This is a genomic window from Aeromicrobium sp. PE09-221, assembly GCF_002174305.1.
GTDB lineage: Bacteria > Actinomycetota > Actinomycetes > Propionibacteriales > Nocardioidaceae > Aeromicrobium.
Map to the genome: position 1 here is coordinate 262,551 of NZ_MIJB01000009.1, position 22,425 is coordinate 284,975.

The 22,425-nt window shown below is 68.2% G+C and carries 21 protein-coding genes; 11 read left to right on the forward strand and 10 right to left on the reverse strand.

The genetic code is table 11. The features are described from left to right. Positions 1–4: 4 nt before the first annotated feature. Entirely contained in the window at positions 5–568 is a 564-nt protein-coding gene (locus BHE97_RS05810; protein WP_170931288.1) for a class I SAM-dependent methyltransferase, read from the reverse strand. 497 nt (positions 569–1,065) lie between these two features. Here BHE97_RS05810 and BHE97_RS05815 point away from each other — a divergent pair, with 497 nt between their 5' ends. The 3 genes from BHE97_RS05815 (at position 1,066) to aspA (ending at position 4,799) form a co-directional block, all read left to right on the forward strand. After that, positions 1,066–2,121 carry a 3-isopropylmalate dehydrogenase gene (locus tag BHE97_RS05815; RefSeq protein ID WP_087623063.1) on the forward strand — a complete coding sequence of 352 codons (1,056 nt, stop codon included), beginning with the start codon at positions 1,066–1,068 and terminating at the stop codon, positions 2,119–2,121. A 42-nt stretch (positions 2,122–2,163) separates the two neighbouring features. Then, a complete protein-coding gene (locus tag BHE97_RS05820) occupies positions 2,164–3,258 on the forward strand; it encodes a branched-chain amino acid aminotransferase (protein WP_087623064.1) in 1,095 nt (364 codons plus the stop codon). Positions 3,259–3,356: 98 nt separating this feature from the next. Continuing rightward, positions 3,357–4,799 (forward strand): aspartate ammonia-lyase, encoded by a 1,443-nt coding sequence (gene aspA / locus BHE97_RS05825; protein WP_087623113.1) that lies wholly within the window; start codon positions 3,357–3,359, stop codon positions 4,797–4,799. A 37-nt stretch (positions 4,800–4,836) separates the two neighbouring features. Here aspA and BHE97_RS05830 read toward each other — a convergent pair whose 3' ends face one another. Beyond that, positions 4,837–5,526, reverse strand: a complete 690-nt coding sequence (locus tag BHE97_RS05830; RefSeq protein ID WP_140399990.1) for a hypothetical protein — start codon at positions 5,524–5,526, stop codon at positions 4,837–4,839. A gap of 151 nt (positions 5,527–5,677) precedes the next feature. Between BHE97_RS05830 and cimA the strand changes: the two genes are divergently transcribed. Beyond that, a complete protein-coding gene (gene cimA / locus BHE97_RS05835; RefSeq protein ID WP_236757540.1) occupies positions 5,678–7,300 on the forward strand; it encodes a citramalate synthase in 1,623 nt (540 codons plus the stop codon). Next, entirely contained in the window at positions 7,297–8,112 is an 816-nt protein-coding gene (locus BHE97_RS05840; RefSeq protein ID WP_087623066.1) for a hypothetical protein, read from the forward strand. The genes cimA and BHE97_RS05840 overlap by 4 nt, the downstream gene beginning before the upstream one ends. A gap of 91 nt (positions 8,113–8,203) precedes the next feature. Here the strand turns inward: BHE97_RS05840 and BHE97_RS05845 are convergent, their stop codons facing one another. From BHE97_RS05845 to BHE97_RS05870, 6 genes are read right to left on the reverse strand one after another with little or no spacing between them, the layout of a single operon-like run. Beyond that, positions 8,204–8,665 carry a GNAT family N-acetyltransferase gene (locus BHE97_RS05845; protein ID WP_087623067.1) on the reverse strand — a complete coding sequence of 154 codons (462 nt, stop codon included), beginning with the start codon at positions 8,663–8,665 and terminating at the stop codon, positions 8,204–8,206. Beyond that, positions 8,662–9,543: a hypothetical protein gene (locus BHE97_RS05850; protein ID WP_087623068.1), complete on the reverse strand. Its 882-nt coding sequence runs from the start codon at positions 9,541–9,543 to the stop codon at positions 8,662–8,664. Before BHE97_RS05850 ends, BHE97_RS05845 begins: the two co-directional genes overlap by 4 nt. Beyond that, positions 9,522–9,923, reverse strand: a complete 402-nt coding sequence (locus BHE97_RS05855) for a Fur family transcriptional regulator (RefSeq protein ID WP_087623069.1) — start codon at positions 9,921–9,923, stop codon at positions 9,522–9,524. The genes BHE97_RS05850 and BHE97_RS05855 overlap by 22 nt, the downstream gene beginning before the upstream one ends. Positions 9,924–9,933: 10 nt before the next feature. Beyond that, the gene (locus BHE97_RS05860) at positions 9,934–10,755 is read right to left on the reverse strand and encodes a metal ABC transporter permease (RefSeq protein ID WP_087623070.1); all 822 of its coding nucleotides are present in this window, start codon (positions 10,753–10,755) and stop codon (positions 9,934–9,936) included. Next, positions 10,752–11,513 carry a metal ABC transporter ATP-binding protein gene (locus BHE97_RS05865; RefSeq protein ID WP_087623071.1) on the reverse strand — a complete coding sequence of 254 codons (762 nt, stop codon included), beginning with the start codon at positions 11,511–11,513 and terminating at the stop codon, positions 10,752–10,754. The genes BHE97_RS05860 and BHE97_RS05865 overlap by 4 nt, the downstream gene beginning before the upstream one ends. Further along, positions 11,510–12,541, reverse strand: coding sequence for a zinc ABC transporter substrate-binding protein (locus BHE97_RS05870; protein ID WP_087623072.1), 1,032 nt, complete (start codon positions 12,539–12,541; stop codon positions 11,510–11,512). Before BHE97_RS05870 ends, BHE97_RS05865 begins: the two co-directional genes overlap by 4 nt. A gap of 207 nt (positions 12,542–12,748) precedes the next feature. On the opposite strand from BHE97_RS05870, the gene BHE97_RS05875 reads away from it, so the two are divergent. From BHE97_RS05875 to dusB, 3 genes are all read left to right on the forward strand, one after another. Then, the gene (locus BHE97_RS05875; RefSeq protein ID WP_236757542.1) at positions 12,749–14,137 is read left to right on the forward strand and encodes a glycine--tRNA ligase; all 1,389 of its coding nucleotides are present in this window, start codon (positions 12,749–12,751) and stop codon (positions 14,135–14,137) included. A gap of 25 nt (positions 14,138–14,162) precedes the next feature. Further along, positions 14,163–14,744: a hypothetical protein gene (locus tag BHE97_RS05880; RefSeq protein ID WP_087623074.1), complete on the forward strand. Its 582-nt coding sequence runs from the start codon at positions 14,163–14,165 to the stop codon at positions 14,742–14,744. 156 nt (positions 14,745–14,900) lie between these two features. Beyond that, positions 14,901–16,049 (forward strand): tRNA dihydrouridine synthase DusB, encoded by a 1,149-nt coding sequence (gene dusB, locus BHE97_RS05885; protein ID WP_087623075.1) that lies wholly within the window; start codon positions 14,901–14,903, stop codon positions 16,047–16,049. Positions 16,050–16,061: 12 nt separating this feature from the next. On the opposite strand, the gene BHE97_RS05890 is transcribed toward dusB, so the two are convergent. Next, positions 16,062–17,420: a PH domain-containing protein gene (locus BHE97_RS05890; RefSeq protein ID WP_087623076.1), complete on the reverse strand. Its 1,359-nt coding sequence runs from the start codon at positions 17,418–17,420 to the stop codon at positions 16,062–16,064. Then, positions 17,413–17,898, reverse strand: a complete 486-nt coding sequence (locus BHE97_RS05895; RefSeq protein ID WP_087623115.1) for a PH domain-containing protein — start codon at positions 17,896–17,898, stop codon at positions 17,413–17,415. The genes BHE97_RS05890 and BHE97_RS05895 overlap by 8 nt, the downstream gene beginning before the upstream one ends. Positions 17,899–18,068: 170 nt before the next feature. On the opposite strand from BHE97_RS05895, the gene BHE97_RS05900 reads away from it, so the two are divergent. From BHE97_RS05900 to BHE97_RS05910, 3 genes are all read left to right on the forward strand, one after another. Continuing rightward, positions 18,069–18,266, forward strand: a complete 198-nt coding sequence (locus BHE97_RS05900) for a hypothetical protein (RefSeq protein ID WP_087623077.1) — start codon at positions 18,069–18,071, stop codon at positions 18,264–18,266. Between the two features lie 122 nt (positions 18,267–18,388). Further along, positions 18,389–21,931, forward strand: a complete 3,543-nt coding sequence (smc, locus tag BHE97_RS05905) for a chromosome segregation protein SMC (protein ID WP_087623078.1) — start codon at positions 18,389–18,391, stop codon at positions 21,929–21,931. After that, positions 21,928–22,350, forward strand: coding sequence for a thioesterase family protein (locus BHE97_RS05910; RefSeq protein WP_087623079.1), 423 nt, complete (start codon positions 21,928–21,930; stop codon positions 22,348–22,350). Before smc ends, BHE97_RS05910 begins: the two co-directional genes overlap by 4 nt. The last annotated feature ends 75 nt before the right edge of the window (positions 22,351–22,425 follow it).

Genomic DNA, 22,425 nt, shown 5'->3' on the forward strand with positions numbered 1-22,425 from the left:
CCGGTCAGCGGCGGGTGGCGATGATGAGGCTCGCGTCTGGGTCGATGAGCATCTCGACGGCCGCGAAGCGCTCGTCGGTGAGCCACTGCTCGCGGATGGAGTCGACCTGCCCGTCGACGATGGGCGGCCAGAAGGAGGAGGGCACGAAGTCGTCGAGCACCGCGATCCCGCCGGCTTCGAGCATGTCGGCGAGGACATCGATATCGGCCATGACATCGCGGACGTCGACGAACAGCAGGGAGAAGGGAGCGAACTCCTCCAAGGCCGACCAGTCACCGGAGAGGACGCGGACGTTCTCGGCATCGCCGAAGATCTCCTGGACGTCCTCGGCGAGATCGGGGTCGAGTTCGGCGCTGACGATCGAGGCCTCCTTCGGCGCGCCGCTGTGCAACCAGGCCGAACCCACACCGCATCCGGTGCCCAGTTCGGCGAGGGTGCCGCTGCGGGAGGCTGCCAGGGCGGCGAGCAGGCGTCCGGTCTCGTGACGCGTCGAGGTGATGAACCCCCGCCGCCGGGACAGGTCGAGGGTCCGGGCGACGAGATCGGGGAGATCGGTGGGTGCGCTCACGTGCTCAGTGTGGCACGGTGACCACGGCATCCGGTCGGTGCCGACCGGCTCGTGAGACACGCAGCACAGCGTCTCGCGAAATGCTTCACAAAGCCGATCGTGACAGTTAGCATGTGAACATGCGGAAGCAGTTCGTACTCATCGCTTGCCGCGGCAGGACCTCTTAGGGCCACACCTGCCGCGGAGTTTCGGCGTTGGCCCGGCGACTCCGCAGCAGATGTCCTGACCATGACCTGGTCTCCTCCTCTGTCAGAGCTCGACCACCTTCGAGCATGTGGCCTGGCGAGTCGTCGGATCGATCCGGATCCCGCTGACTCCCAGCACCCATCCACTCTTCGAAGGAGCACGTCATCATGAACCAGCCATTGATCGAATGGGGACCGGCTCACCTGCGCGACGAGGACGTTGCCGAGGTCAGTGACCGCCCCGACGATAACTGATCGACAGCTGAGATACCGGTTTCACATCATGAGACCGGGTCCCGTAGGATCGCGCCCATGACCACGTTCTCGCTCGCTGTCGTGCCCGGCGACGGCATCGGCCCCGAAGTCACTGCCCAAGCACTGCGCGTGCTCGGCGTCATCGCCGAGCATCACGATGTCGCCTTCACCTCGACCGAGTACGATCTCGGCGCGCGGCGGTGGCATGCGACGGGTGAGACGCTGCCCGATTCGGTGCTGGAGGAGATCCGTCAGCACGACGCCATCCTGCTCGGTGCGGTGGGTGATCCGTCGGTGCCGTCAGGCGTCCTCGAGCGCGGTCTGCTGCTGCGGTTGCGTTTCGAGCTCGACCACTACGTCAACCTGCGGCCGAGCAAGCTGTTCCCCGGTGTGCCCACGCCCCTGGGCGGCCCCGGCGAGATCGACTTCATCGTCGTCCGCGAGGGCACCGAGGGTCCGTACGTCGGCAACGGCGGTGCGATCCGCGTCGGCACGCCGCACGAGGTCGCGACCGAGGTCAGCCTCAACACGGCCTTCGGCGTCGAGCGGGTCGTCCGCGATGCCTTCGAGCGCGCCCAGGCACGTCCGCGCAAGAAGCTCACGCTCGTGCACAAGAACAATGTGCTCGTGCACGCGGGTCATCTCTGGTCGCGCACCGTCGAGAAGGTCGCTGCCGAGTACCCCGAGATCACGGTGGACTACCTCCACGTCGATGCCGCCACGATCTTCCTCACCACCGACCCCGGACGCTTCGACGTCATCGTCACCGATAACCTCTTCGGCGACATCCTGACCGACCTGGCCGCTGCTGTGACCGGTGGTATCGGCCTGGCGGCCAGCGGCAATGTCAACCCCGATCGCACGGCTCCCAGCATGTTCGAGCCCGTCCACGGCTCGGCTCCGGATATCGCGGGCCAGGGCAAGGCCGACCCGACCGCGGCGATCCTCTCGGCGGCGCTCCTGCTGGACCACCTCGGCCTGCCCGAGGCGGCGGCGGCCGTGACGGACGCGGTCGAGGCCGATATCGCCGAGCGCAGCGGCACTCGCGGCACCGAGGAGGTGGGAGAGGCCATCGCGTCACGCGTGGCCGCAGCGGTATCGGTGGTCGCCTGACCCCGTACCCTCCGATCACCAGAAAGCAGTACCGTGACCTCTATGACCTCGCCCACGTTCGCCCCCCGCATCGAACTCTCCGATCACGCGCGCGGGGAAGCCGAACGTATCGGCATCCTCGCCAATCCCGGCTTCGGCAACCACTTCACCGACCACATGTTCCTGGCCGAGTGGACCCCGGCCGAGGACTGGCACGACCCTCGTGTCGTGCCATACGGGCCCTTGCAGCTCGATCCCGCCACCGCCGTCCTGCACTACGCCCAAGAGATCTTCGAAGGCCTCAAGGCCTACAGCCAGGCCGACGGATCGGTGTGGCTGTTCCGCCCCGAGGCCAACGGTGAGCGCCTCCAGCGGTCGGCGCGACGGCTCGCGCTGCCTGAGCTGCCGCTCGACTGGTTCCTCGGCTCGATCCGCGCGCTGGTCGAGACCGATCGCGCTTGGGTGCCGTCCGGGGAGGAGAAGAGCCTCTACCTGCGCCCGTTCATGTTCGCCTCGGAGGTCTTCCTCGGGGTGCGGCCCAGCCAGCACGTCACCTACTCGGTCATCGCCTCGCCGGCCGGCGCCTACTTCACCGGAGGCATCAAGCCCGTCTCGATCTGGCTCTCCGAGGAGTTCAGCCGCGCGGGCGCGGGCGGAACCGGTGCCGCCAAGTGCGGTGGCAACTACGCCGCCAGCCTGCTGCCGCAGCAGGAGGCGGCCGCCCACGGATGCGCCCAGGTTGCCTTCCTCGACGCCGTCGAGCACCGCTGGATCGAGGAGCTCGGCGGCATGAACCTGTACTTCGTGCACGCGGATGGGTCGATCGTCACGCCGGAACTGAGTGGCTCCATCCTCGAAGGAGTCACCCGCGACTCGATCCTGCAACTCGCCCGCGATCTCGGACATGAGGTCGTCGAGCGCAGGGTCAGCATCGACGAATGGCGTGAGGGTGTCGCCGGCGGCACGATCACCGAGGTCTTCGCCTGCGGCACCGCCGCGGTCATCACTCCCGTCGGCACGCTGAAGTGGAACGGCGGCGAGGTCACGTCCGGCGACGGCGAGCTCGGCAAGGTCACCGGAGCGATCCGGCAGGCCCTCGTCGACATCCAGTACGGCCGCGCTCGTGACGAGCACGGCTGGATGACCCGCCTGATCTGATCGCGTCACATCGCGGCGGTCTTCCCTCAAGGTGGCCGACGCGAACACGCTTCCGGTTACCCGCCGGTCCGTCGCGTCCAGGTGATTGGATGGACGTCATGGACTCCTCCACGCGCAGCGAGCACGATCTCATCGGCGACCGTGAGGTCCCGGCCGACGTCTATTGGGGAGTGCACACGCTTCGTGCGCTGGAGAACTTCCCGATCACGGGCATCCCGATCGAGGGCAGTCCCTATCTGGTCGAGGCGCTGGTCTGCGTCAAGGAGGCCGCCGCGACCGCCAATCACGAGCTGGGCCTGCTCGACGACAAGCGATTCGAGGCGATCCGCGATGCCTGCGAGCAGATTCGTGAGGGGGCCTTGCACGATCAGTTCGTCGTCGACGTCATCCAGGGTGGTGCAGGCACCTCGACGAATATGAACGCCAACGAGGTGATCGCTAATCTCGCGCTGGAGAATCTCGGTCACCCCAAGGGCGACTACACGCGTCTGCACCCCAATGAGCACGTCAATCTGAGCCAGTCGACTAATGACGTCTACCCGACGGCGATCAAGATCGCCATCATCATGGCCACGAAGTCGCTGCTGGAGGCGATGGCCGTGCTCGAGGAGTCCTTCGCCCGCAAGGCCGATGAGTTCCGTGACGTGCTCAAGATGGGCCGGACCCAGCTGCAGGACGCGGTGCCCATGACCCTGGGCCAGGAGTTCCGCACCTACAGCCTGATGATCGGCGAGGACCGGGCCCGGCTGGGCGAGGCAGTGATGCTCCTGCACGAGATCAACCTCGGTGCCACGGCGATCGGCACCCAGCTCAACTCCCCTGCGGGTTATGTCCAGTCCGCGTGTCGGCATCTGGCGGAGATCACTCACCTGCCCCTCGTGCCCGCGGTCGATCTGATCGAGGCCACGCAGGACTGCGGCGCGTTCGTGCAGCTGTCGGGCACGCTCAAGCGCGTGGCCGTCAAGCTGTCCAAGATCTGCAACGATCTGCGGTTGCTGTCCTCGGGCCCGCGCGCCGGCTTGAATGAGATCAACCTGCCCGCGGTGCAGGCGGGGTCGAGCATCATGCCGGGCAAGGTCAATCCGGTGATCCCCGAGGCGGTCAACCAGGTCGCCTTCCAGATCATCGGGCACGATGTCACGGTCTCCTTGGCCGCGGAGAGCGGCCAACTCCAGCTGAACGCCTTCGAGCCGGTCATCTGCTATTCACTGTCAGCCGGCCTGTCGCGCTTGCGCGAGGCGATCCTGGTGCTCGCCGGCCGCTGCGTGGACGGCATCACCGCCAATCGCGAGCTGTTGCGCGCGGAGGTGGAGAACTCCATCGGGCTCGTGACGGCGCTCAACCCGTATATCGGCTACGCGGCGGCCACCGAGGTCGCGAAGGAGGCCCTCGCGACCGGTCGCGGTGTGGCCGAGCTCATCCTGGAGCGCGAGCTTCTGCCGCCGGAGACGTTGGAGAAGATCCTGCAGCCGGAGTCCCTCGCCAATCTCGCGCCCCGGCCTGAGCCGCCCCACGTCGCCGACGACATCAGCACCGTCTGACCCCAACGCAGCAGTAGCTGGTCACCAGGGGAGAGGGTCAGGCGAAGAGGATCGCCGGATCGTCTACCAGGGTCACATCGAGCTCGTGGGCGACATCGTCGTAGCTGATCTCGACCCGGATCCGGCGTTCGGTGCCGATCTCCGCGGCCTGCGGGTCGCCCAGGCCGAAGGCGATATCGCGCAGCGTGATGACCGCGGGACCGACCGGATCCATCTGGGGCCACTCCGCCAGCAGGCGGTGGGTCAGCCCGCTGGTGACGGCTCCGCACATCGCCGGATCGGCACCCTCGGGCACCGTGACGCACAGCTCCGGCAGACCGAAGGACTCCAGTCCGCGGCTGCCGATCGCTCCGCGATCGGCCACCTCGTAGTGCACCATGACCCAGGCATCGGAGTGGGCGAGGCTCAGCTCGTCAACTGGGGGCTCCACCAGTCGAGGAATGGCGAGATCGACCACGACCCCGTCGTTCTCGGCCGCCAGCGTCAGCGCGGCCGCGCGCGTACGCAGATGGGTCTCGCCGGCATCGGCCAGCGGCACCGAGCGCAGCAGGAGCTGCGCGTGTTGGCGTTCTCGCCACATCGCCAGCAGTTGCTGATTGGTGCCATTGCGTCGCAGAAGGGGCTCGAGGCCCGTCGGCAGGGGATCATCGCGCTCGAGTGGTGAGGTCGTGACCACGGCGTACATGACGTCGACCTGTCCGGGGCGTGGGACTGCTGTGGTGCTCATCGTCGCGCCAGTCTATGCTGGTGCCCGTGACCAACGTCTCGATCATCATCGCCTAGCGCGTCGACACCATCCCCGTCGACGCGCAGCCTCCCGTATCGGGGGGCTTTTTTGTTGGCCGCGCACCCGTCAGAAGCGAAGGACCGAAGGAACGATGAGCAGCAGCGACACCCCGGCACACGGCACCATGGCCCGCGCGGACTTCCACGTGTACGACACGACAATGCGCGACGGCGCCCAGCAGGAGGGACTCAATCTCTCCGTGCAAGACAAGCTGACGATCGCGCAGCATCTCGACGACCTGGGGGTGGGGTACATCGAGGGCGGATGGCCCGGATCGAATCCGAAGGACACCGAGTTCTTCGCTCTCGCCGCCAAGGAGCTCGAGCTGAAGCACGCCACGCTGGCGGCCTTCGGGTCCACTCGGCGTGCGGGAGTTGCCGCCGCCGATGATCCGTTGGTGTCCGCCCTCCGCGACAGCGGCGCGTCGGTGGTCACGCTCGTGGCCAAGAGCCACGACAAGCACGTCGAGCTCGCGCTGCGCACCACGCTGGAGGAGAACCTCGCGATGGTGCGCGACACGGTGGAGCACCTGCGCCGCGAAGGTCAGCGCGTGTTCCTGGACTGTGAGCACTTCTTCAACGGCTTCCTCGACAACAAGGAGTACGCGTTGGAGGTCGTCCGCACGGCGACGGAGGCGGGCGCAGAGGTCGCGGTCCTGTGCGACACCAATGGCGGCATGCTGCCGCACTGGGTCGGCGATATCGTCGCCGAGGTGAAGGAGGCGACCGGGGCGCGCCTCGGCATCCACGCCCACAACGACACCGGGTGCGCCGTGGCGAACTCGCTGGCCGCGGTCCGCGCCGGTGCCACGCACCTGCAGGGCTGCATCAACGGCTACGGCGAGCGCACCGGCAATGCCGACTTGATCACGAGCGTCGCAAATCTGGAGTTCAAACTCGGCATGTCGGTCATGCCGGAGGGCGCGCTCCGCGATGCCACCCGGATCGCCCACGCGATCAGCGAGATCACGAACTACCCGCCCTCGGCTCGCCAGCCGTACACGGGCGTCTCAGCCTTCGCACACAAGGCGGGCCTGCACGCCAGCGCGATCCGCGTCGACCCCAATCTCTACCAGCACATGGATCCCTCGCTGGTCGGCAATGACATGCGACTGCTGGTCTCCGAGATGGCCGGACGCGCCACGATCGAGCTGAAGGGCCGCGAGCTTGGCTTCGACCTCTCCGGAGACGCCGAGACGCTCTCGCGGGTGACCGACCGGGTCAAGCGCCTGGAGCAGGAGGGCTACACCTTCGAGGCGGCTGACGCCTCCTTCGAGCTGCTGCTCATGGAGGAGGTCGAGGGGGCCAAGCCGAGTTACTTCGATATCGAGTCCTGGCGCGTCATCGCCGAGTCGGCTGGAGACGGCGAGGCGCTGGCAGAGGCGACGGTCAAGCTGCGCGCGGGTGGCCATCGTCTCGCCGTCATCGGCGAGGGCAATGGTCCGGTCAACGCACTCGACCACGCGCTCCGGCAGGCCATCGAGCAGGTCTACCCCGATGTGGCGCGATTCCACCTCACCGACTTCCGCGTCCGCATCCTCGACCAGGGGCACGGCACCGATGCGGTCACCCGGGTTCTCATCGACACGACCGACGGTGTCGCCACCTGGGTCACGGTCGGTGTCGGCGCCAATATGGTCGAAGCCTCCTGGCGGGCGCTCGTCGACGCGGTCACCTACGGACTGCGACGACACCAGGTGGCGCCGCTGCGATGAGGATTCGCCCGACCCTCGGCCTGTTGACGGTGCTGTTGCTGCTCGTCGGCGGTACCGGCATCTATCTGGTCGATCGCCACCAGAAGAACGGGGCGATCGATCGTGCCGAGGCCGAGGCGGCACGGCTGCACGATGTTTTGGACTCCTTCCAGGCTGAGATCACCGAGCGGTTGAGCGCGGTCGATCTTCAGGCCGAACCTCATCAGGGGGCCGAGCTCGCCGAGGAGCTGCGCATGGGACTCCCCACCGCGCAGGACGTTCCCGAGTACGGCAGCGAGCGCTCGGCGGACTTCCGCGAGGCTCTCCAGCGCCGCGCGGCATTGCAGGAGCGACTTGATGTCGCTGCGGACGTCCTGGAGGAATGGGCCGTAGGCGCGCCCTTCGCGGCCGCCGCGCAGCAAGCCCTCGACGCCGACCTTCCTCAGCGGGTGGTCGGCGGACCTGTGGCCAGCGGCGCGCCGGTGCGCGATGAGCTGATCCCGCTCATGAACCAGATCCGGTCCGAGTTCGATGCCGTCGAGGTGCCGCCGGGACAGGAAGGTCTCGCGGCCGGGGTCGATGCCGCCCTGCAGCACGTGGTCGACGAGGCCGAGGCGGCCGCGGTCGAGCTCGATGCCGGGCGGAGCGCGTCGTTCGCCTACGGCACCCAGTACCGCGACGCCCTCCGGCCGGTCGCCGAGTACGAGGCCTCCTTGCGTCAGCGGGTCGAGTCGGCACTCGCCGCGCTGGCGCTCCCTTCAGCGGAGCAGGGCGAGGCCGTTCCCGAGCAGGTCCCGGTCGAACCCGTCTTCCTCCTCGCCACCGTGCGGTGACCTACGCACCTCTCGTCTCGAGGTGCGGTGGGTCATGCACCTCTCGATACGTGTCAGGGGTGCGTAGGCCACCGCTCTTGGAGGCCGGGGATCACGAGGCGGGGCGGGCCATCGGGACGTGGGGGATGCCGGCCTCGACATAGCCGTCGCCGGTCCGTGTGTAGCCGAAGGAGCCGTACCACTTCTCGAGGTAGGCCTGGGCGCCGATCCGGATCTCCTTGGCGCCCCACCGATCGTGAACGGCCCGCAGCAGCCGACTCGACAGGCCCTGGCCGCGCGCGTCCCGGCGGGTGGCGACCCGGCCGACGCGCCGGATACCGGCCTCGGTCACATACGTGCGCAGATAGCTCGTGATGCCGTCGGCATCGGCGCACCACAGATGTGTCGTGGTGGGCAAGAGGTCGACGCCGTCGACATCCGGCTCATCGCACTGCTGCTCGACGGCGAAGACGAGATCGCGGATCTGCCAGATCGCGTAGACCTCCCGTGCCGTCAGCTCATCGCCGTCCCGAGCGACGATGGGCTCGGTGCCGGCATTGTCCCGCTCGCTCATGCGGCCGACTCCTCTGCTCGATGGATGAGTTCGCCGGCGACGTGCAACAGCCGGGCCCGGAGTGGTTCCGCCCGCGCGGCGAAGTCACGCTGCCGCCGGACGTACTCTGCCTTGCCCTCCGTGGTCTCGACGGCGATCGGATCGAAGCCGTGGGGGCGCAGGTCATAGGGCGAGGCGCGCATATCGACTTCGCGGATCTCAGCGGCAAGCTCGAAGGCCTCGGCGACGGTCTCCGAATCGACGAAGGGCAGCATCCGGAAGGCGATGCGGTACAGATCCATATTCGCGTGCAGGCAGCCGGGCTGCTCAAGCTCGAGCTGGTTCTCGCGAGTGGGAGACGGCTCGTTGAGGGGCCGCGCCTCGTCCGTGTAGAAGCGGAACGCGTCGGTATGCGTGCAGGTCAGTCGATGAGACTCGACGACGGCATCGGTGCCGGCCGAGCCGAGGCGGAGAGGGACGGTGTGCCGGCGCTGCTCGGGCTGCCGATACACCATCGCCCATTCGTGCAGGCCGAAGCAGCCCCATCGCCCCGGCCGTCCGGCCGTACGTGACAGCAGATCACGTGTCCAGGCCAATCGCGGGAGCCGTGCGGACAGGCGCGACGGGTCTGCGGCCACGGTGCGATCCTCGAGGCGCGTGTACGACGCGAGCCGGGCGTATTCTGGCGCGTCGGCCAGGGCATGGTCCAGTCCGGGGTGCCAGCGTTCGAGACCGCCGGGGGAGAGATTGTAGTACTCGAAGAGGAAGTCCCATACCGGGTGCTTCTCACCGACTTCACGGCGCCGTACGCGGGCTCGCGTCCAGGGCTCGACCCGCGTGCGGTGCTCCTCCGCGCGCGCGGACCAGTCGGCCCGGCTCAGGACGCGCAGTCGGCGCATGTGCCGAAGATCTCCAAGGTGTGCTCGACATCGCGGAAGCCGTGCTTCTCGGCTGTCAGATCCGCCCACCGTTCGACCGCGGGACCCTCCACTTCGACGGTGCGTCCACATGAGCGACACACCAGATGGTGATGATGTCCCGAGGAGCACCGGCGGTAGAGCGTCTCACCGTCGTCATTGCGCAGAGCATCGAGCAGGTCCGCATCGGCCAGCGCCTGCAGATTGCGGTAGACCGTCGACAGTCCGACCGACTCACCCCGCTGTTTGAGGATGTCGTGGATCTGCTGAGCGCTGGCGAAACCCTCGAGGTCCATCATCACCGATTGGACGGCGCGACGTTGACGGGTGTTGCGCTGAGGCGTGTCGCTGGCGGTGCTCATCGGTGCCAGTCTACGGGGCGGAACGGCGCAACGACATCAGCCCGCGTGCCACGGCTGCCATGGCGAACACCGCGAGAGCCAGCATGACGATGGTCGGGCCGGGTTGCGTGTCGATCTCGTAGCTCGCCACCACGCCGCCGACGGCGGCGACCAGTCCGAGCACCATCGCGACCAGATGGGTGCTGCGGAACGAGTGCGTCAGCTGCTGTGCCGCCGCCACCGGGACGACCATCAGCGCGGACACGAGAAGGAGTCCCACCGTGCGCATCGCGACCGTGATGGTGACGGCGGCGAGCACCGCGACGAGCATCGTGTACAGCCGCACCGGAACCCCGCTCACGCGCGCGTGGTCCTCGTCCTGACACACCGCGAACAACTGTGGTGACAGGCCGATCGAGAGTAGGACCACGACGAGTCCCAGGATCGCGACCGTGACCAGGTCGGCGGCGTCGATCGTGGTGATCGAGCCGAACAGGAAGGAGTTGAGGGTCGATGCGGACTCTCCGGCCAGATTGACCAGCATGACGCCGCCGGCGATGCCCCCGTAGAAGAGCATCGCGAGGGCGATATCGCCGCTGGTCTTCGCATAGGTGCGCAACAGTTCGATCGCCACGGCGCCGAGCACCGCGATGGCGACTGCCGTCAACGTCGGGGCCACATTGGTCAGGAGGCCGAGCGCCACGCCGGTCAGCGCGACGTGGCCGAGGCCGTCCCCGAGCAGGGCGAGGCGCCGCTGCACGATGTAGGTGCCGACCGCGGGCGCCGCGAGGCCCGTGACGATCGCGGCGATGAGCGCATAGCGCATGAAGTCGTAGGCGAGCAGATCGGTCATCCCAGCGGACCCTCCTCGGGTACCGGACGGACCCGCTCAGGTGCTCCGATGTGGGGGTGGTCGTGCGCGTGATCGTGTCTGATGCCGTCGACCGGTCCCTCATAGGAGACCCGTCCCGCTTCGATCACGACCGCACGGTCGACCAGCGGACGCATCGGACCGAGTTCGTGCGCGACCATGAGCACGGCCATGCCGTGATCGTCGACGAGGTGGCCGATGAGCGAGGCCAGCACGGCCGCGCTCTCGGCGTCCACGCCAGCGGTCGGCTCGTCCATGACGAGCAGCTGCGGATCGCCGACGAGGGCGCGCGCGATATAGGCACGTTGCTGCTGGCCGCCCGAGAGCTCCGTGATGGGCTGGTCGGCCTTGGCGTCGAGGCGGACGTGTGAGATGGCCTCGCCGACCGCGACCCGGTCCGAGCGGGAGGCGAAGCCGAGCAGGGGACGGTGTGCGAGCCGACCGCTCGTGACCACCTCGCGCACCGTGGCCGGGACTCCGCTCGAGCTTCCGGGCCGCTGTGGGACGTATCCGAGGCGCCAGCGTTCGCGGAAGCGGGTCAGCGGAGTGCCGAAGAGCTCGATCGACCCGCGGGACGGGATGAGTCCCACGAGCGCACGGACGAGGGTGGACTTCCCCGACCCGTTGGCGCCGAGCAGGGTCACGAACTCGCCGGCGTCGACCGTGAGGTCGACGCCGCGCACGACGTGACCGCCCGCGAGGTCGACTTCGACCCCGCGGGCGGTGAGCGGTGGTGTCATCGGCAGGTGTTGGCCTCTTGCAGTGCGGCGAGATTGTCTCGCATGAGCGACAGGTAATCGGCATCGGCGGTCTCGTCGGTGAGGCCCTCGATCGGGTCCAGCGTAGCCGTCCGTGCCCCGGTCTCGCGGGCGATGGTCTCGGCGAGGGCGGGCGAGGCCAGCGTCTCGGTGAAGATCGTGGTGATGCCTTCCTCCTGGACGAGGTCGGTGATCTCGGCAAGCTGTGCCGACGAGGGCTCGGCACCCGGGTCGATACCGGCGATCGGCACCTGGGTGAGGTCATAGGCGTGCGCGAGATAGGAGAAGGCGGCGTGGCTGGTGACGAACTCGCGGCGCTCGCACTGCGCCAGACCCGTCTCGAACTCCTCGTCGAGGGTCTCGAGGTCGGCGATCAGCTCATCGGCATTGGCCTGGTACGTGTCGGCATTGTCCGGATCGGCGTCGCTCAGCGCGTCGGCGATCGCGGTGGCTGCGGGCTCCAGGTTGGTCGGATCGAGCCACAGGTGCGGGTCGACGCCACCGTGGTCGTGGTCCTCGTGCCCGTCCTCCTCGTGGGAGTGGTCGTCCGCGCCGTGGTCGTGGTCCTCGTGCCCGTCCTCCTCGTGGGAGTGGTCGTCCGCGCCGTGGTCGTGGTCCTCGTGCCCGTCCTCCTCGTGGGAGTGGTCATCCTCGGAGGCGTCGAGCAGGTCGACGCCAGCGGCGAGGTCGACCGTCGTGGCGGCATCGCGGTCGGCTTGTCCGACCGCCTGGTCCACGGCCGTCTGGAAGTGTTCGAGGTACACCAGGACGTCGGCATCGCGCAGCTCGCCGATCTGCCGGGCGGTGAGCTCGAGGTCATGGGCCTCGACACCGGGGGAGGTGAGGGTGGAGACCTCGACGAGATCGCCGCCGACTCGTTCGGCGAGATACTGCGCGGGGTAGAACGACGCCACGACGGACACGCTGTCATCGGCAGGGTTGTCGGTGCCGCATGCCGCGAAGGTCAGTGCGGATGCGGTGAGCAGAGCGGGAAGGGCGGACCTGTGCATGGGAACCATTCTCAGAAGTCTCTGGAATGGTTGTCAAATCAGGATCACCTGAGTGACGGGAGTCACCTGGGAGGTCCTTTCCGAAGCGAAGTCTCGGGCGGGAGCTCGTCGGCTGCCCGGTCCGAGTAGGCTGAGGCGACCATGGGCGCAGAGCGTTACGACGCACTGCGAACGCCCACCGACACCCAGCCGGATTGGAAGTCTGCGATGCCCGCCTCCGTTCTCGATACCGTCATCAGCCTCTGCAAGCGCCGAGGATTCGTCTACCAGTGCGGGGAGATCTACGGAGGTACCCGTTCGGCCTGGGATTACGGGCCGATGGGCACCGAGCTGAAGGAGAACATCAAGCGCCAGTGGTGGAAGTCCATGGTGCAGGGACGCGACGATGTCGTGGGCCTCGACTCCTCGGTGATCCTGCCGACACCGGTGTGGCAGGCCTCGGGACACCTGTCGGCCTTCGTCGACCCGCTCGTCGAGTGCCTCTCGTGTCACAAGCGCTTCCGCCAGGATCACCTGCAGGAGGCCTACGCGGAGAAGAAGGGTCTCGACGACCCCGATGCCGTTCCGATGACCGATATCGTCTGCGCGAACTGTGGTACGCGCGGCGAGTGGACCGAACCGCGGATGTTCAACGGTCTGCTCAAGACCTTCCTCGGTCCCGTCGAGTCCGATGAGGGCCTGCACTATCTGCGTCCCGAGACCGCCCAGGGCATCTTCATCAACTTCGCCCAGGTCATGACCACCTCGCGCAAGAAGCCGCCCTTCGGCATCGGCCAGATCGGCAAGAGCTTCCGCAATGAGATCACGCCGGGCAATTTCATCTTCCGTACGCGCGAGTTCGAGCAGATGGAGATGGAGTTCTTCGTCGCCCCGGGCTCGGACGAGGAATGGCACGACTACTGGATCGACGAGCGGATGTCCTGGTACACCGGTCTCGGCGTCGACCCCGAGAACCTGCGGCTGTACGAGCACCCGGCCGAGAAGCTCTCGCACTACTCCAAGCGCACGGTCGACATCGAGTACCGCTTCGGCTTCACCGGATCGGAGTGGGGCGAGCTGGAGGGCGTGGCGAATCGCACCGACTTCGATCTCACGACGCACAGCGAGCACTCGGGCCAGGATCTGTCGTACTTCGATCAGCAGAACAACGAGCGCTGGACTCCTTATGTCATCGAGCCCGCGGCCGGGCTCAACCGGTCCATGATGGCTTTCCTGGTCGACGCGTACACCGAGGACGAGGCTCCGAACGCCAAGGGAGGGGTCGACAAGCGCACGGTGCTCAAGCTCGATCCGCGCCTTGCCCCGGTCAAGGCCGCGGTACTGCCGCTCTCGCGCAATGAGGCCCTCTCGCCGAAGGCCCGTGACCTCGCGGCGCAGCTGCGCCGGAACTGGAATGTCGACTTCGACGACGCCCAGGCGATCGGCAAGCGCTACCGCCGCCAGGACGAGATCGGCACGCCGTTCTGCATCACGGTCGACTTCGACACCCTCGAGGACCAGGCCGTGACGATCCGCGAGCGCGACTCCATGAACCAGGAGCGTATCTCCCTCGACCAGGTCGAGGGATACCTCGCGGCGCGCCTCATCGGCGCCTGACCGGCCGTCCGGCACGCTGACTCTCGTGAGCAGGACACCCTGGTATGTCGGCACGGTGCTGGCGCTCGCCCTCGTCGCGGGCGGCTGCTCCGGCGGTGAGGACGACGAAGATCCGACCGGTCTGGAACCGCCGGACGGCGTGACGCTCACCGAGGGCGGCACGGAGCTGGACCTCGGTGAGAGCGCCACGGTCGCCTATCCGGAGGATGCCGAGGATGCGACCGCTCTCACGGTGGCCGTCACCGCGGTCGATACCGGTGATATCGCGGACTTCTCGCTGTTCTCGTTGACCGAGGAGGACGCCGCCTCCTCGCCGCGGTATGTGCGCGTCACCGTCGTCAACGAGGGTCCTGGTACGCCGGGGACCACCTCGTTGCCGATCTTCGTCCACACCGACGACCGCACGCTGCTGACCGCCAACTCGATCGTCGGTTCCTTCGAGCCCTGCCCTCCGACGGCGATACCCGCCGATCTGGAGGTCGGCGAGCAGATCGAGCAGTGCCTCGTCTATCTCGTCGCGCCGGACCAGCAGGTGGAGTCCATCGATCTGCAGATCACCGACGCGGCCTCCGCGATCCGCTGGACCGTCCCTGCCCCCGAGGAGTGAGCAACCCGTTGAGTGTGACGTTCGGACGGTAAAAGAGCGTGTTTTGCCGTCCGAACGTCACACTCAACGGGCTCCGCTGCGCTTCGTCCAGGGAGGTGCCCCCACACTCAACGGGCTCCTGAGGTTTCGGTTGTGGGGGCTGAGAGACTGGATGGCATGCCCACCGCCACGCTGCCCGGACCCTTGCGTCTCGGCGAATCCATCGAGGTCGACACGCCCGTCGTGCTCGCGCCGATGGCCGGTGTCACGAATGCCGCCTTCCGGCAGCTGTGCGCCGAACAGGGCGCGGGACTGTATGTCTGCGAGATGATCACCTCACGTGGACTCGTCGAGAGGGACCGTGTCAGCCTCTCGATGCTGACCTTCGCGCCCAATGAGTCGGTCAAGTCCGTGCAGCTCTACGGCGTCGATCCCGTCACGATGGGCGAGGCGGTGCGCGTGCTGTGCGGTGAGCACGGGGTCGATCACGTCGACCTGAACTTCGGCTGTCCCGTCGCCAAGATCACCCGCAAAGGCGGGGGAGCGGCATTGCCGTGGAAGGCGAGGCTCCTCGGGCAGATCCTCACCGCGGCTGTGGAGGCGGCTCGGCCGTACGGAGTCCCCGTCACCGTGAAGACCCGCAAAGGCATCGACGATGATCACCTCACCTATCTGGACGCCGGGCGCATCGCCGAGGACACCGGGGCAGCAGCGATCGCCTTGCACGGTCGGACCGCATCCCAGCATTACTCGGGTCGCGCCGATTGGGACTCCATCGGTGAGCTGAAGGCCGCTGTGTCGTCCATTCCGGTGCTCGGCAACGGTGATATCTGGGAAGCCGCCGATGCCATCGCCATGGTGGAGCAGACCGGTTGCGACGGGGTGGTCGTGGGTCGTGGCTGCCTTGGCCGGCCGTGGCTCTTCCGCGACCTGGCGGCGGCCTTCGCCGGCGAGACGGTCCAGGAGCTGCCGCGCCTCGGAGAGGTGCTGGACGTGATGCGCCGCCACGCGGAACTGCTCGGTGCATGGTTGGGCGAGGAACGCGGGTGCGTGGAGTTCCGCAAGCACGTGTCGTGGTATCTCAAGGGCTTCAGGGCCGGCAGCCGCATCCGCGAGCATCTCGGGATGGTGTCGTCATACGCCGCCCTCGATGGGTTGCTCGCCGAGCTCGATCCCGCCGAGCCGTATCCGGTCTCCGAGCTCGGAACGCCTCGCGGGCGGCAGGGATCACCCAAGCGTGTGCACCTGCCTGATGCGTGGCTCGACTCCCGCGAGCTCACGGGGGCCATCGACCTCGCCGCGGAGGACGCCACCTCCGGCGGTTGACGGCCTGGACCGCTAGTGCGGGGCGCGGGCGATCTGCTGGTCGGCGATCTCGCGGGCAACCAAGGCGTCGAGATGGCGGCCCTCGGCATTGACGGGGCCAGGCGGTGTGTGAACCTCGATCGTCGCCACCTTCCGCCAGCGTTGCAGGGGACCCTGACGCAATGCGACCGACTGCGTCTTGTGATGCGGGACGAGATCGGTGTGCCGCGATATCCATCCCTCGCGGGCGACGAAGGTCCGGTCCGAGGCCCCCACCCAGCGGAAGCGGTAGCCGATCGGCGCGAAGACCCAGGAGCGGCGAGAGACCGGCGTACGTTCGACGCTATCGGGATCTGAGCCGGCGATGAGCTCCTCGGCCACGGCCCGGGCGAGCGGTGGATCACTGATCGGCAGCAGCGTGGTGTCGGAGACGCCGTTCTCCTCGTCGGCTGACGCCCCGTACCCCGCGATGTCGACCGACAGACGCTGCCATCCGAGCTTGCGCCAGATGAACGGCTCGACCACGGCGATGCCCTGTACGCGCTCATAGGGGATCGTCTGCGAGCTGCGTGACAGCAGCCCGCGCTCGATCCGCAACCCCCGAGATCCACGCGACAGCGTGAAGTTCCACTGGGCGATCACGCGGCTGCCGATGATCTGGACCAGCCAGAAACCGGTGGGGATGATGCCGCCCAGGACGGCCCAGGCATCGGGCACCGCGAAGCCGACGATCAGCAGGGTCACGATCGCGGCGACGGCGAAGAGGAAGTCCAGGGACAGCAAGGTGCCGATGATGATGCGATCGGGTCCGACGACTGTGATGACCTCACGCTGCTCCTCGGCAACGGCGACGGCCTCGTCGGCACCCGCGCCATGGGCGCGCGCCAGCAGGACGCGGCGTAGCTGGCGGGATTCGTCAAGCGGCAGGAAACGCAGGGTGGACCGCGATTCTCCGCCGCCGGCCATCTCCATGTGCAGCTCCGAGAGCTTGACCAGGCGGGCCAGGAAGGGCTCGTCGATGTCGACGGACTGGAGCCGCTCATAGGGGATGCGGCGGGAGGTGCGGAAGATGACCCCCGACTCGATGCGCAGTTCGGTGCCGTCGATGAAGTACCGGGTGAAGTACCACCGGAGGAAACCCGCGATCAGTCCGATCAGCAGCCCTCCCGCCACAGCGGCGGCGACGGCGATGACGCCGCTGAACAGGCTGAAAGAGTCTCCGTTGACGAAGGCATTGAAGAGTCCGACGATGCCCAGGCCCGCCCAGATCCCGCCCTGGACCAGGGCGGTCAGCGGATGGGTGCGCCGCCCCTCGGTCTGGGCGCCGGCGGGGACGGCCGGGGTTCCCGGTTCCTCGGGCGACTCGAGGTCGTCCGGTGGCAGCTCAGACACCGGCGCCCCCGGAGTCGCCGAGCTCGGTCAGGCGGTTGCGCAGCCGGTTGGCCTCGTCGATCGGCACTCCCGGGATGCCGGCGGCGGTCTTGGTGCTGGCGGTGTGCAGGGTGACCGTCGCGAAGCCGAACTGCCGCGCGACCGGCCCCGCTTCGACGTCCACGAACTGCATCCGCCCGTAGGGCACGGCGACGAGTCGGCGGAACATGATGCCGCCCCGCACGACGAAGTCCTCGGGGCCCTCGGTGTACCCCCAGCTGCGACGGTTGCGGGGCGCCCACCACCACACCCAGGCGGCGATGACGATGCCGACGATCGCGATGGGGACGCCGAGCCACCACCACAGCAGCACGGTGACGACGATGCCCACGAGGAGCAGGACGCCGCCGCAGGAGACGCCGATGAGTCGACGGGCCGTCGCGAGCCGTGGGGAGACCGCGGTCCAGTCGCCGGTGGGTGAGGTGAAGAGGTCGGACACGCTCTCCACCCTAGGGCGGAGCCGCGTCCTCGGCGGGCACCCGGGGCCGACTGAGCCCTGTCACCGGCGCGCACGGGGCGATTTGACCCTCCCGGCGGGCCGGTGAGACACTGGACGATGGCAGTCTTCGCGTCTGCCTTCCCTGTCGGTCTCTCCCGTGAAGGACTCTCATGGCCAAAGCGCTCGTCGGTTACCTGGCAGGCCCGTCCTATGACCACGCCGCCGGTGAGCTGGCTCGGCTGCGTCGCCGGGTCGCCGATCTCGAGGCCGAGGTGCTGCGTCTGAAGGCCGAGAACGACGGCCTGGTCGAGGCGCTCGGATCGCGCGTCGACGACGTCGCCGAGCTCTTCGAGCCCGCCTCGCGCTGAATCCGGTCCCGTGCCTCGGTGCGGGGCCGTTCGTCGTCTCGCGGCGCGTGACGCGCGGGCCGCACGTCGCGATCCACTAGGGTGAGCCAGTAGTCGTTCCGCCGGCCGCTTCGGGAGACGTGGTGTATCTCAAGACCCTCACGCTGCGAGGCTTCAAGTCCTTCGCGTCCTCGACGACGCTGCAGCTGGAGCCCGGCATCACCGCCGTCGTGGGGCCGAATGGCTCGGGCAAGTCCAATGTCGTCGACGCGCTGTCGTGGGTCATGGGCGAGCAGGGCGTCAAGTCGCTGCGCGGCGGCAAGATGGAAGATGTCATCTTCGCCGGTACCGCCGGCCGCCCCCCGCTCGGTCGGGCCGAGGTCGTCCTCACCATCGACAACACCGATGGGGCGTTGCCGATCGACTACACCGAGGTCACCATCTCGCGGACGATGTTCCGCAGCGGCGGCTCCGAGTACGCGATCAACGGCAACACCTGTCGGCTGTTGGACGTCCAAGAGTTGCTGAGCGACTCGGGCATCGGTCGCGAGATGCACGTGATCGTCGGCCAGGGCCAGCTGGACACGATCCTGCGGGCGACTCCCGAGGAGCGCCGCGGCTTCGTCGAGGAGGCGGCTGGTGTCCTGAAGCACCGCAAGCGCAAAGAGAAGGCGCTGCGCAAGCTGGAGGCCACGCAGGGCAATCTCACTCGCTTGAACGACGTGCTCACCGAGCTGCGACGTCAGCTCAAACCCTTGGGTCGGCAGGCCGAGGTGGCACGCAAGGCCGCCGTCATCCAGGCTGATGTGCGCGATGCACGTGCGCGCCTGCTGGCTGATGAGATCGTCACGGCTACCACCACCATCGAGACCGAGCTCGCCGACGAGCAGGCGCTCAAGCAGCGTCAGAGCGATGCCGAGACCGCCCTACGCGAGGCGCGTTCCGCAGAGACGGAACTCGAGCAGGCGCTGGCCGCCGATGCCCCACAGCTCGCCGCGGCCAATGAGACCTGGTATGCGCTGACCAGCGTGCGCGAGCGGTTCAACGGCATGGCCGGGCTGGCGCGCGAGCGCATCCGGCTGGCACAGGCGGAAGCCGAGGACGATCGGGTTCCGGGCCGCGATCCCGAGGAACTCGAGGCTGACGCGCGCCGGGCCCGCGACGAGCATGCCGAGCTGGAACGGATGGTCGAGCAGGCCCAGCAGTCGCTCGCCGAGATCATCGAGCGCCGTCGTGCCGCCGAGGAGGAGTACACGGCCGAGGAGCGCCGGATCGCCGGACTTCTGCGCGCTGCCGCAGATCGTCGCGAAGGTCTCGCCCGGCTGCATGGCCAGCTCAGTACCGTCAAGAGCCGTGCCGCCGCGGCCGACGACGAGATCGGCCGTCTCACCGCTGCGGCCGAGGCGGCACGGGACCGGGCGGAGCAGGCCCAGCGCGAGTTCACCGCGCTGGAGAGCCAGATCGCCGGCCTCAGCGCGGGGGAGACCGGACTCGACGAGGAGCTGGAGACCGCCGAGGAACGATTGGCGGCCGCCGAGGAGGCGACCAAGTCCCTCGAACAGCGTCGTCACGAGGCCGAGCGTCGTCAGGACGCGCTGCGCGCGCGCAAGGAGGCGCTCGAGCTCGGCCTCGCTCGCAAGGACGGCGCGGGAGCGCTGCTCGCCGTGCCCGAGGAGGTCGACGGTCTCCTTGGCTCGGTGGCCACGCTCATCACCGTGCACCCGGGCCATGAGGCCGCCCTTGCCGCGGCCCTCGGCGCCGCGGCCGATGCGCTTGCCGTCTCCGGTGCGCCTGCGGCCGTCGGGGCCATCGAGCGACTCAAGGAGCACGATCTCGGACGTGCGGGCATCGTGCTCGGTGGCGCTCCTGCCCTCGATGGGGACTGGCCCGACCTGCCGTCCGGCGCGTCCTACGCGATCGACCTGATCGACGCGCCGCCCGATCTCCGGCCGGCGCTGCACCGGCTGCTCGACAAGGTTGCGGTCGTCAACGATCTCGCGGCCGCGCGGGCGCTGGTGGCTTCCGCGCCCGAGGTCGTCGCCGTCACCAGTGAGGGGGACCGCCTCGGCGCGCACTTCGCCGAGGGGGGCTCGTCGGCGAGTCAGAGCCTGCTGGAGGTGACCGCGGCGATCGAGGAGGCGGATACGCAGCTCTCCGAGGTCGGTGCCGACCTCGACCGCCTCCGCTTCGAGACCGAGAAGGCCACCGGCGAGCTCGAGGAGGCACAGAGCCTGGTCGATGCCGCCCTCAGTCGGCTGCATGAGTCGGATGCCGCGATGTCAGCGGTCGCCGAGAAGCTCGGTGAGCTCGGCACCGCCTCCCGGGCCTCGACCGCCGAGGCGGAGCGGTTGGAGGCCTCCATCGAGCAGGCCCAGGTCGCTCGCGAGGAGGCCCTGGCGGGGCTCGCCGAGTTGGAGGATCGAGTCGAGCAGGCCGAGTCGGCACCCGACGAGGAGCCGGACACCAGCCATCTCGAGGAACTCGCCGATGCCGCCTCGGCTGCCCGCCGCGGTGAGACCGACGCGCGCCTCGCGCTACGTACCGCCGAGGAGCGCGCTCGTGCCCTCGCGACGCAGGTCGAGAACATGTTGCGAGCAGCCGCAGCCGAGCGCGAGGCCCGGCAACGCGCCGCGCAGCGTCGAGAACAGCGCCGGCGCGAGGCCGAGACCGCCACGGCTGTCCTTGGCGGCATCGATACGGCACTGCAACGCCTCGAGACCTCAATCGGCCGGGCCTCCGAGCGCCGCACGCAGATCGAGCAGGCTCGCGCCGGTCGTGAGCAGCAGGTGCGGGAGGTCCGCACGCGCGTGCGCGATCTCGAGAACGAGCTCAAGCAGCTGACGGACTCCGTGCACCGCGACGAGATGGCACGTTCGCAGTTGGTGCTGCGCTTGGAGCAGCTCCATGAGCGGGCGCTCGCCGAGGTCGGTATCGATCCGGAGACCTTGGTGGGCGAGTACGGGCCGGACCAGCTCGTCCCAGTGTTGGGGGACGAGGACGCCGAGCCCGTGCCCTTCGTGCGCGAGGAGCAGGCCAGACGGCTCAAGACGGCTGAGAAGTCGCTCGCGATGCTCGGCAAGGTCAATCCGCTCGCACTGGAGGAGTTCGCGGCGCTGGAGGAGCGTCACCAGTTCCTCTCCGAGCAGCTCGACGACCTGAAGAAGACTCGTCAGGATCTGCTCGAGATCGTCGAGGAGGTCGATCGGAGGGTGGAGCAGGTCTTCACCGAGGCGTGGCAGGACGTCGAGCGGGAGTTCGCGCATGTGTTCGGCCGGTTGTTTCCTGGTGGCGAGGGCAAGATCGTGCTCACCGACCCCTCGAACATGTTGACGACCGGCATCGATGTCGAGGCGCGACCCCCGGGCAAGAAGGTCAAGCGGCTCTCGCTGCTCTCCGGCGGCGAACGATCCCTGGTGGCCGTGGCCTTCCTGGTGTCGCTGTTCAAGGCCCGGCCGAGTCCCTTCTACATCCTCGACGAGGTCGAGGCCGCACTCGATGACACCAATCTCGGGCGCCTGCTGGAGATCTATGAGGAGCTGCGCGCCAACAGCCAGCTCATCGTCATCACTCATCAGAAGCGCACGATGGAGGTGGCCGACGCGCTGTACGGCGTGTCGATGCGCGGCGACGGCGTCTCCGCGGTCATCAGCCAGCGGCTGCGTGAGGACGAGGAAGAGGCATCGTGACCGAACGGCTCCGCTCCGGCTATCCGGTCCTGCGTCCCATCGGCACCCGCTGGGAGGACGAGGATGTCTACGGGCACGTCAACAACGTCAAGTACTACTCGTACTTCGACACGGCGGTGAATGGGTATCTGATCGAGGCGACGGGTGTCGACATCCGGCAACTGGAGGCCTACGGCATCGTGGCGGAGACCGGATGCCGGTTCCTGCGTGAGTTGCGCTTCCCGCTGCCCGTCGAGGCGGGTCTGGCCGTCACCAAGCTCGGGCGGTCCAGTGTCGTGTACGAGATCGGGCTGTTCCAGGGGTCAGAGGAGCCGGCGGCGGTCGGACGCTTCGTGCACGTCTACGTGACGGGGGAGGGCCGCGAGGTGACTCCGGTCCCCGGAGAGCTCCGCGCCGTCCTCGAACCCCTCGTCATTTGACTCTGCCTCCCACCCGGTCCCCTTTCCTTCTTCCCGTCTCGCCCTCGGGTTCCGCCGAGTGGTGCAAGTTCGCCC

Excerpts from the sequence above, each read along its gene's own strand:
- BHE97_RS05870 (WP_087623072.1), bottom strand. The coding sequence starts at position 12,541 with ATGCACAGGTCCGCCCTTCCCGCTCTGCTCACCGCATCCGCACTGACC.
- BHE97_RS05900 (WP_087623077.1), top strand. The coding sequence starts at position 18,069 with ATGGCCAAAGCGCTCGTCGGTTACCTGGCAGGCCCGTCCTATGACCAC.
- cimA (WP_236757540.1), top strand. The coding sequence starts at position 5,678 with ATGAGCAGCAGCGACACCCCGGCACACGGCACCATGGCCCGCGCGGAC.
- BHE97_RS05855 (WP_087623069.1), bottom strand. The coding sequence starts at position 9,923 with ATGAGCACCGCCAGCGACACGCCTCAGCGCAACACCCGTCAACGTCGC.
- BHE97_RS05850 (WP_087623068.1), bottom strand. The coding sequence starts at position 9,543 with ATGCGCCGACTGCGCGTCCTGAGCCGGGCCGACTGGTCCGCGCGCGCG.
- BHE97_RS05815 (WP_087623063.1), top strand. The coding sequence starts at position 1,066 with ATGACCACGTTCTCGCTCGCTGTCGTGCCCGGCGACGGCATCGGCCCC.
- BHE97_RS05830 (WP_140399990.1), bottom strand. The coding sequence starts at position 5,526 with ATGAGCACCACAGCAGTCCCACGCCCCGGACAGGTCGACGTCATGTAC.
- BHE97_RS05845 (WP_087623067.1), bottom strand. The coding sequence starts at position 8,665 with ATGAGCGAGCGGGACAATGCCGGCACCGAGCCCATCGTCGCTCGGGAC.
- dusB (WP_087623075.1), top strand. The coding sequence starts at position 14,901 with ATGCCCACCGCCACGCTGCCCGGACCCTTGCGTCTCGGCGAATCCATC.
- BHE97_RS05840 (WP_087623066.1), top strand. The coding sequence starts at position 7,297 with ATGAGGATTCGCCCGACCCTCGGCCTGTTGACGGTGCTGTTGCTGCTC.
- BHE97_RS05865 (WP_087623071.1), bottom strand. The coding sequence starts at position 11,513 with ATGACACCACCGCTCACCGCCCGCGGGGTCGAAGTCGACCTCGCGGGC.
- BHE97_RS05820 (WP_087623064.1), top strand. The coding sequence starts at position 2,164 with ATGACCTCGCCCACGTTCGCCCCCCGCATCGAACTCTCCGATCACGCG.
- BHE97_RS05860 (WP_087623070.1), bottom strand. The coding sequence starts at position 10,755 with ATGACCGATCTGCTCGCCTACGACTTCATGCGCTATGCGCTCATCGCC.
- aspA (WP_087623113.1), top strand. The coding sequence starts at position 3,357 with ATGGACTCCTCCACGCGCAGCGAGCACGATCTCATCGGCGACCGTGAG.
- BHE97_RS05875 (WP_236757542.1), top strand. The coding sequence starts at position 12,749 with ATGCCCGCCTCCGTTCTCGATACCGTCATCAGCCTCTGCAAGCGCCGA.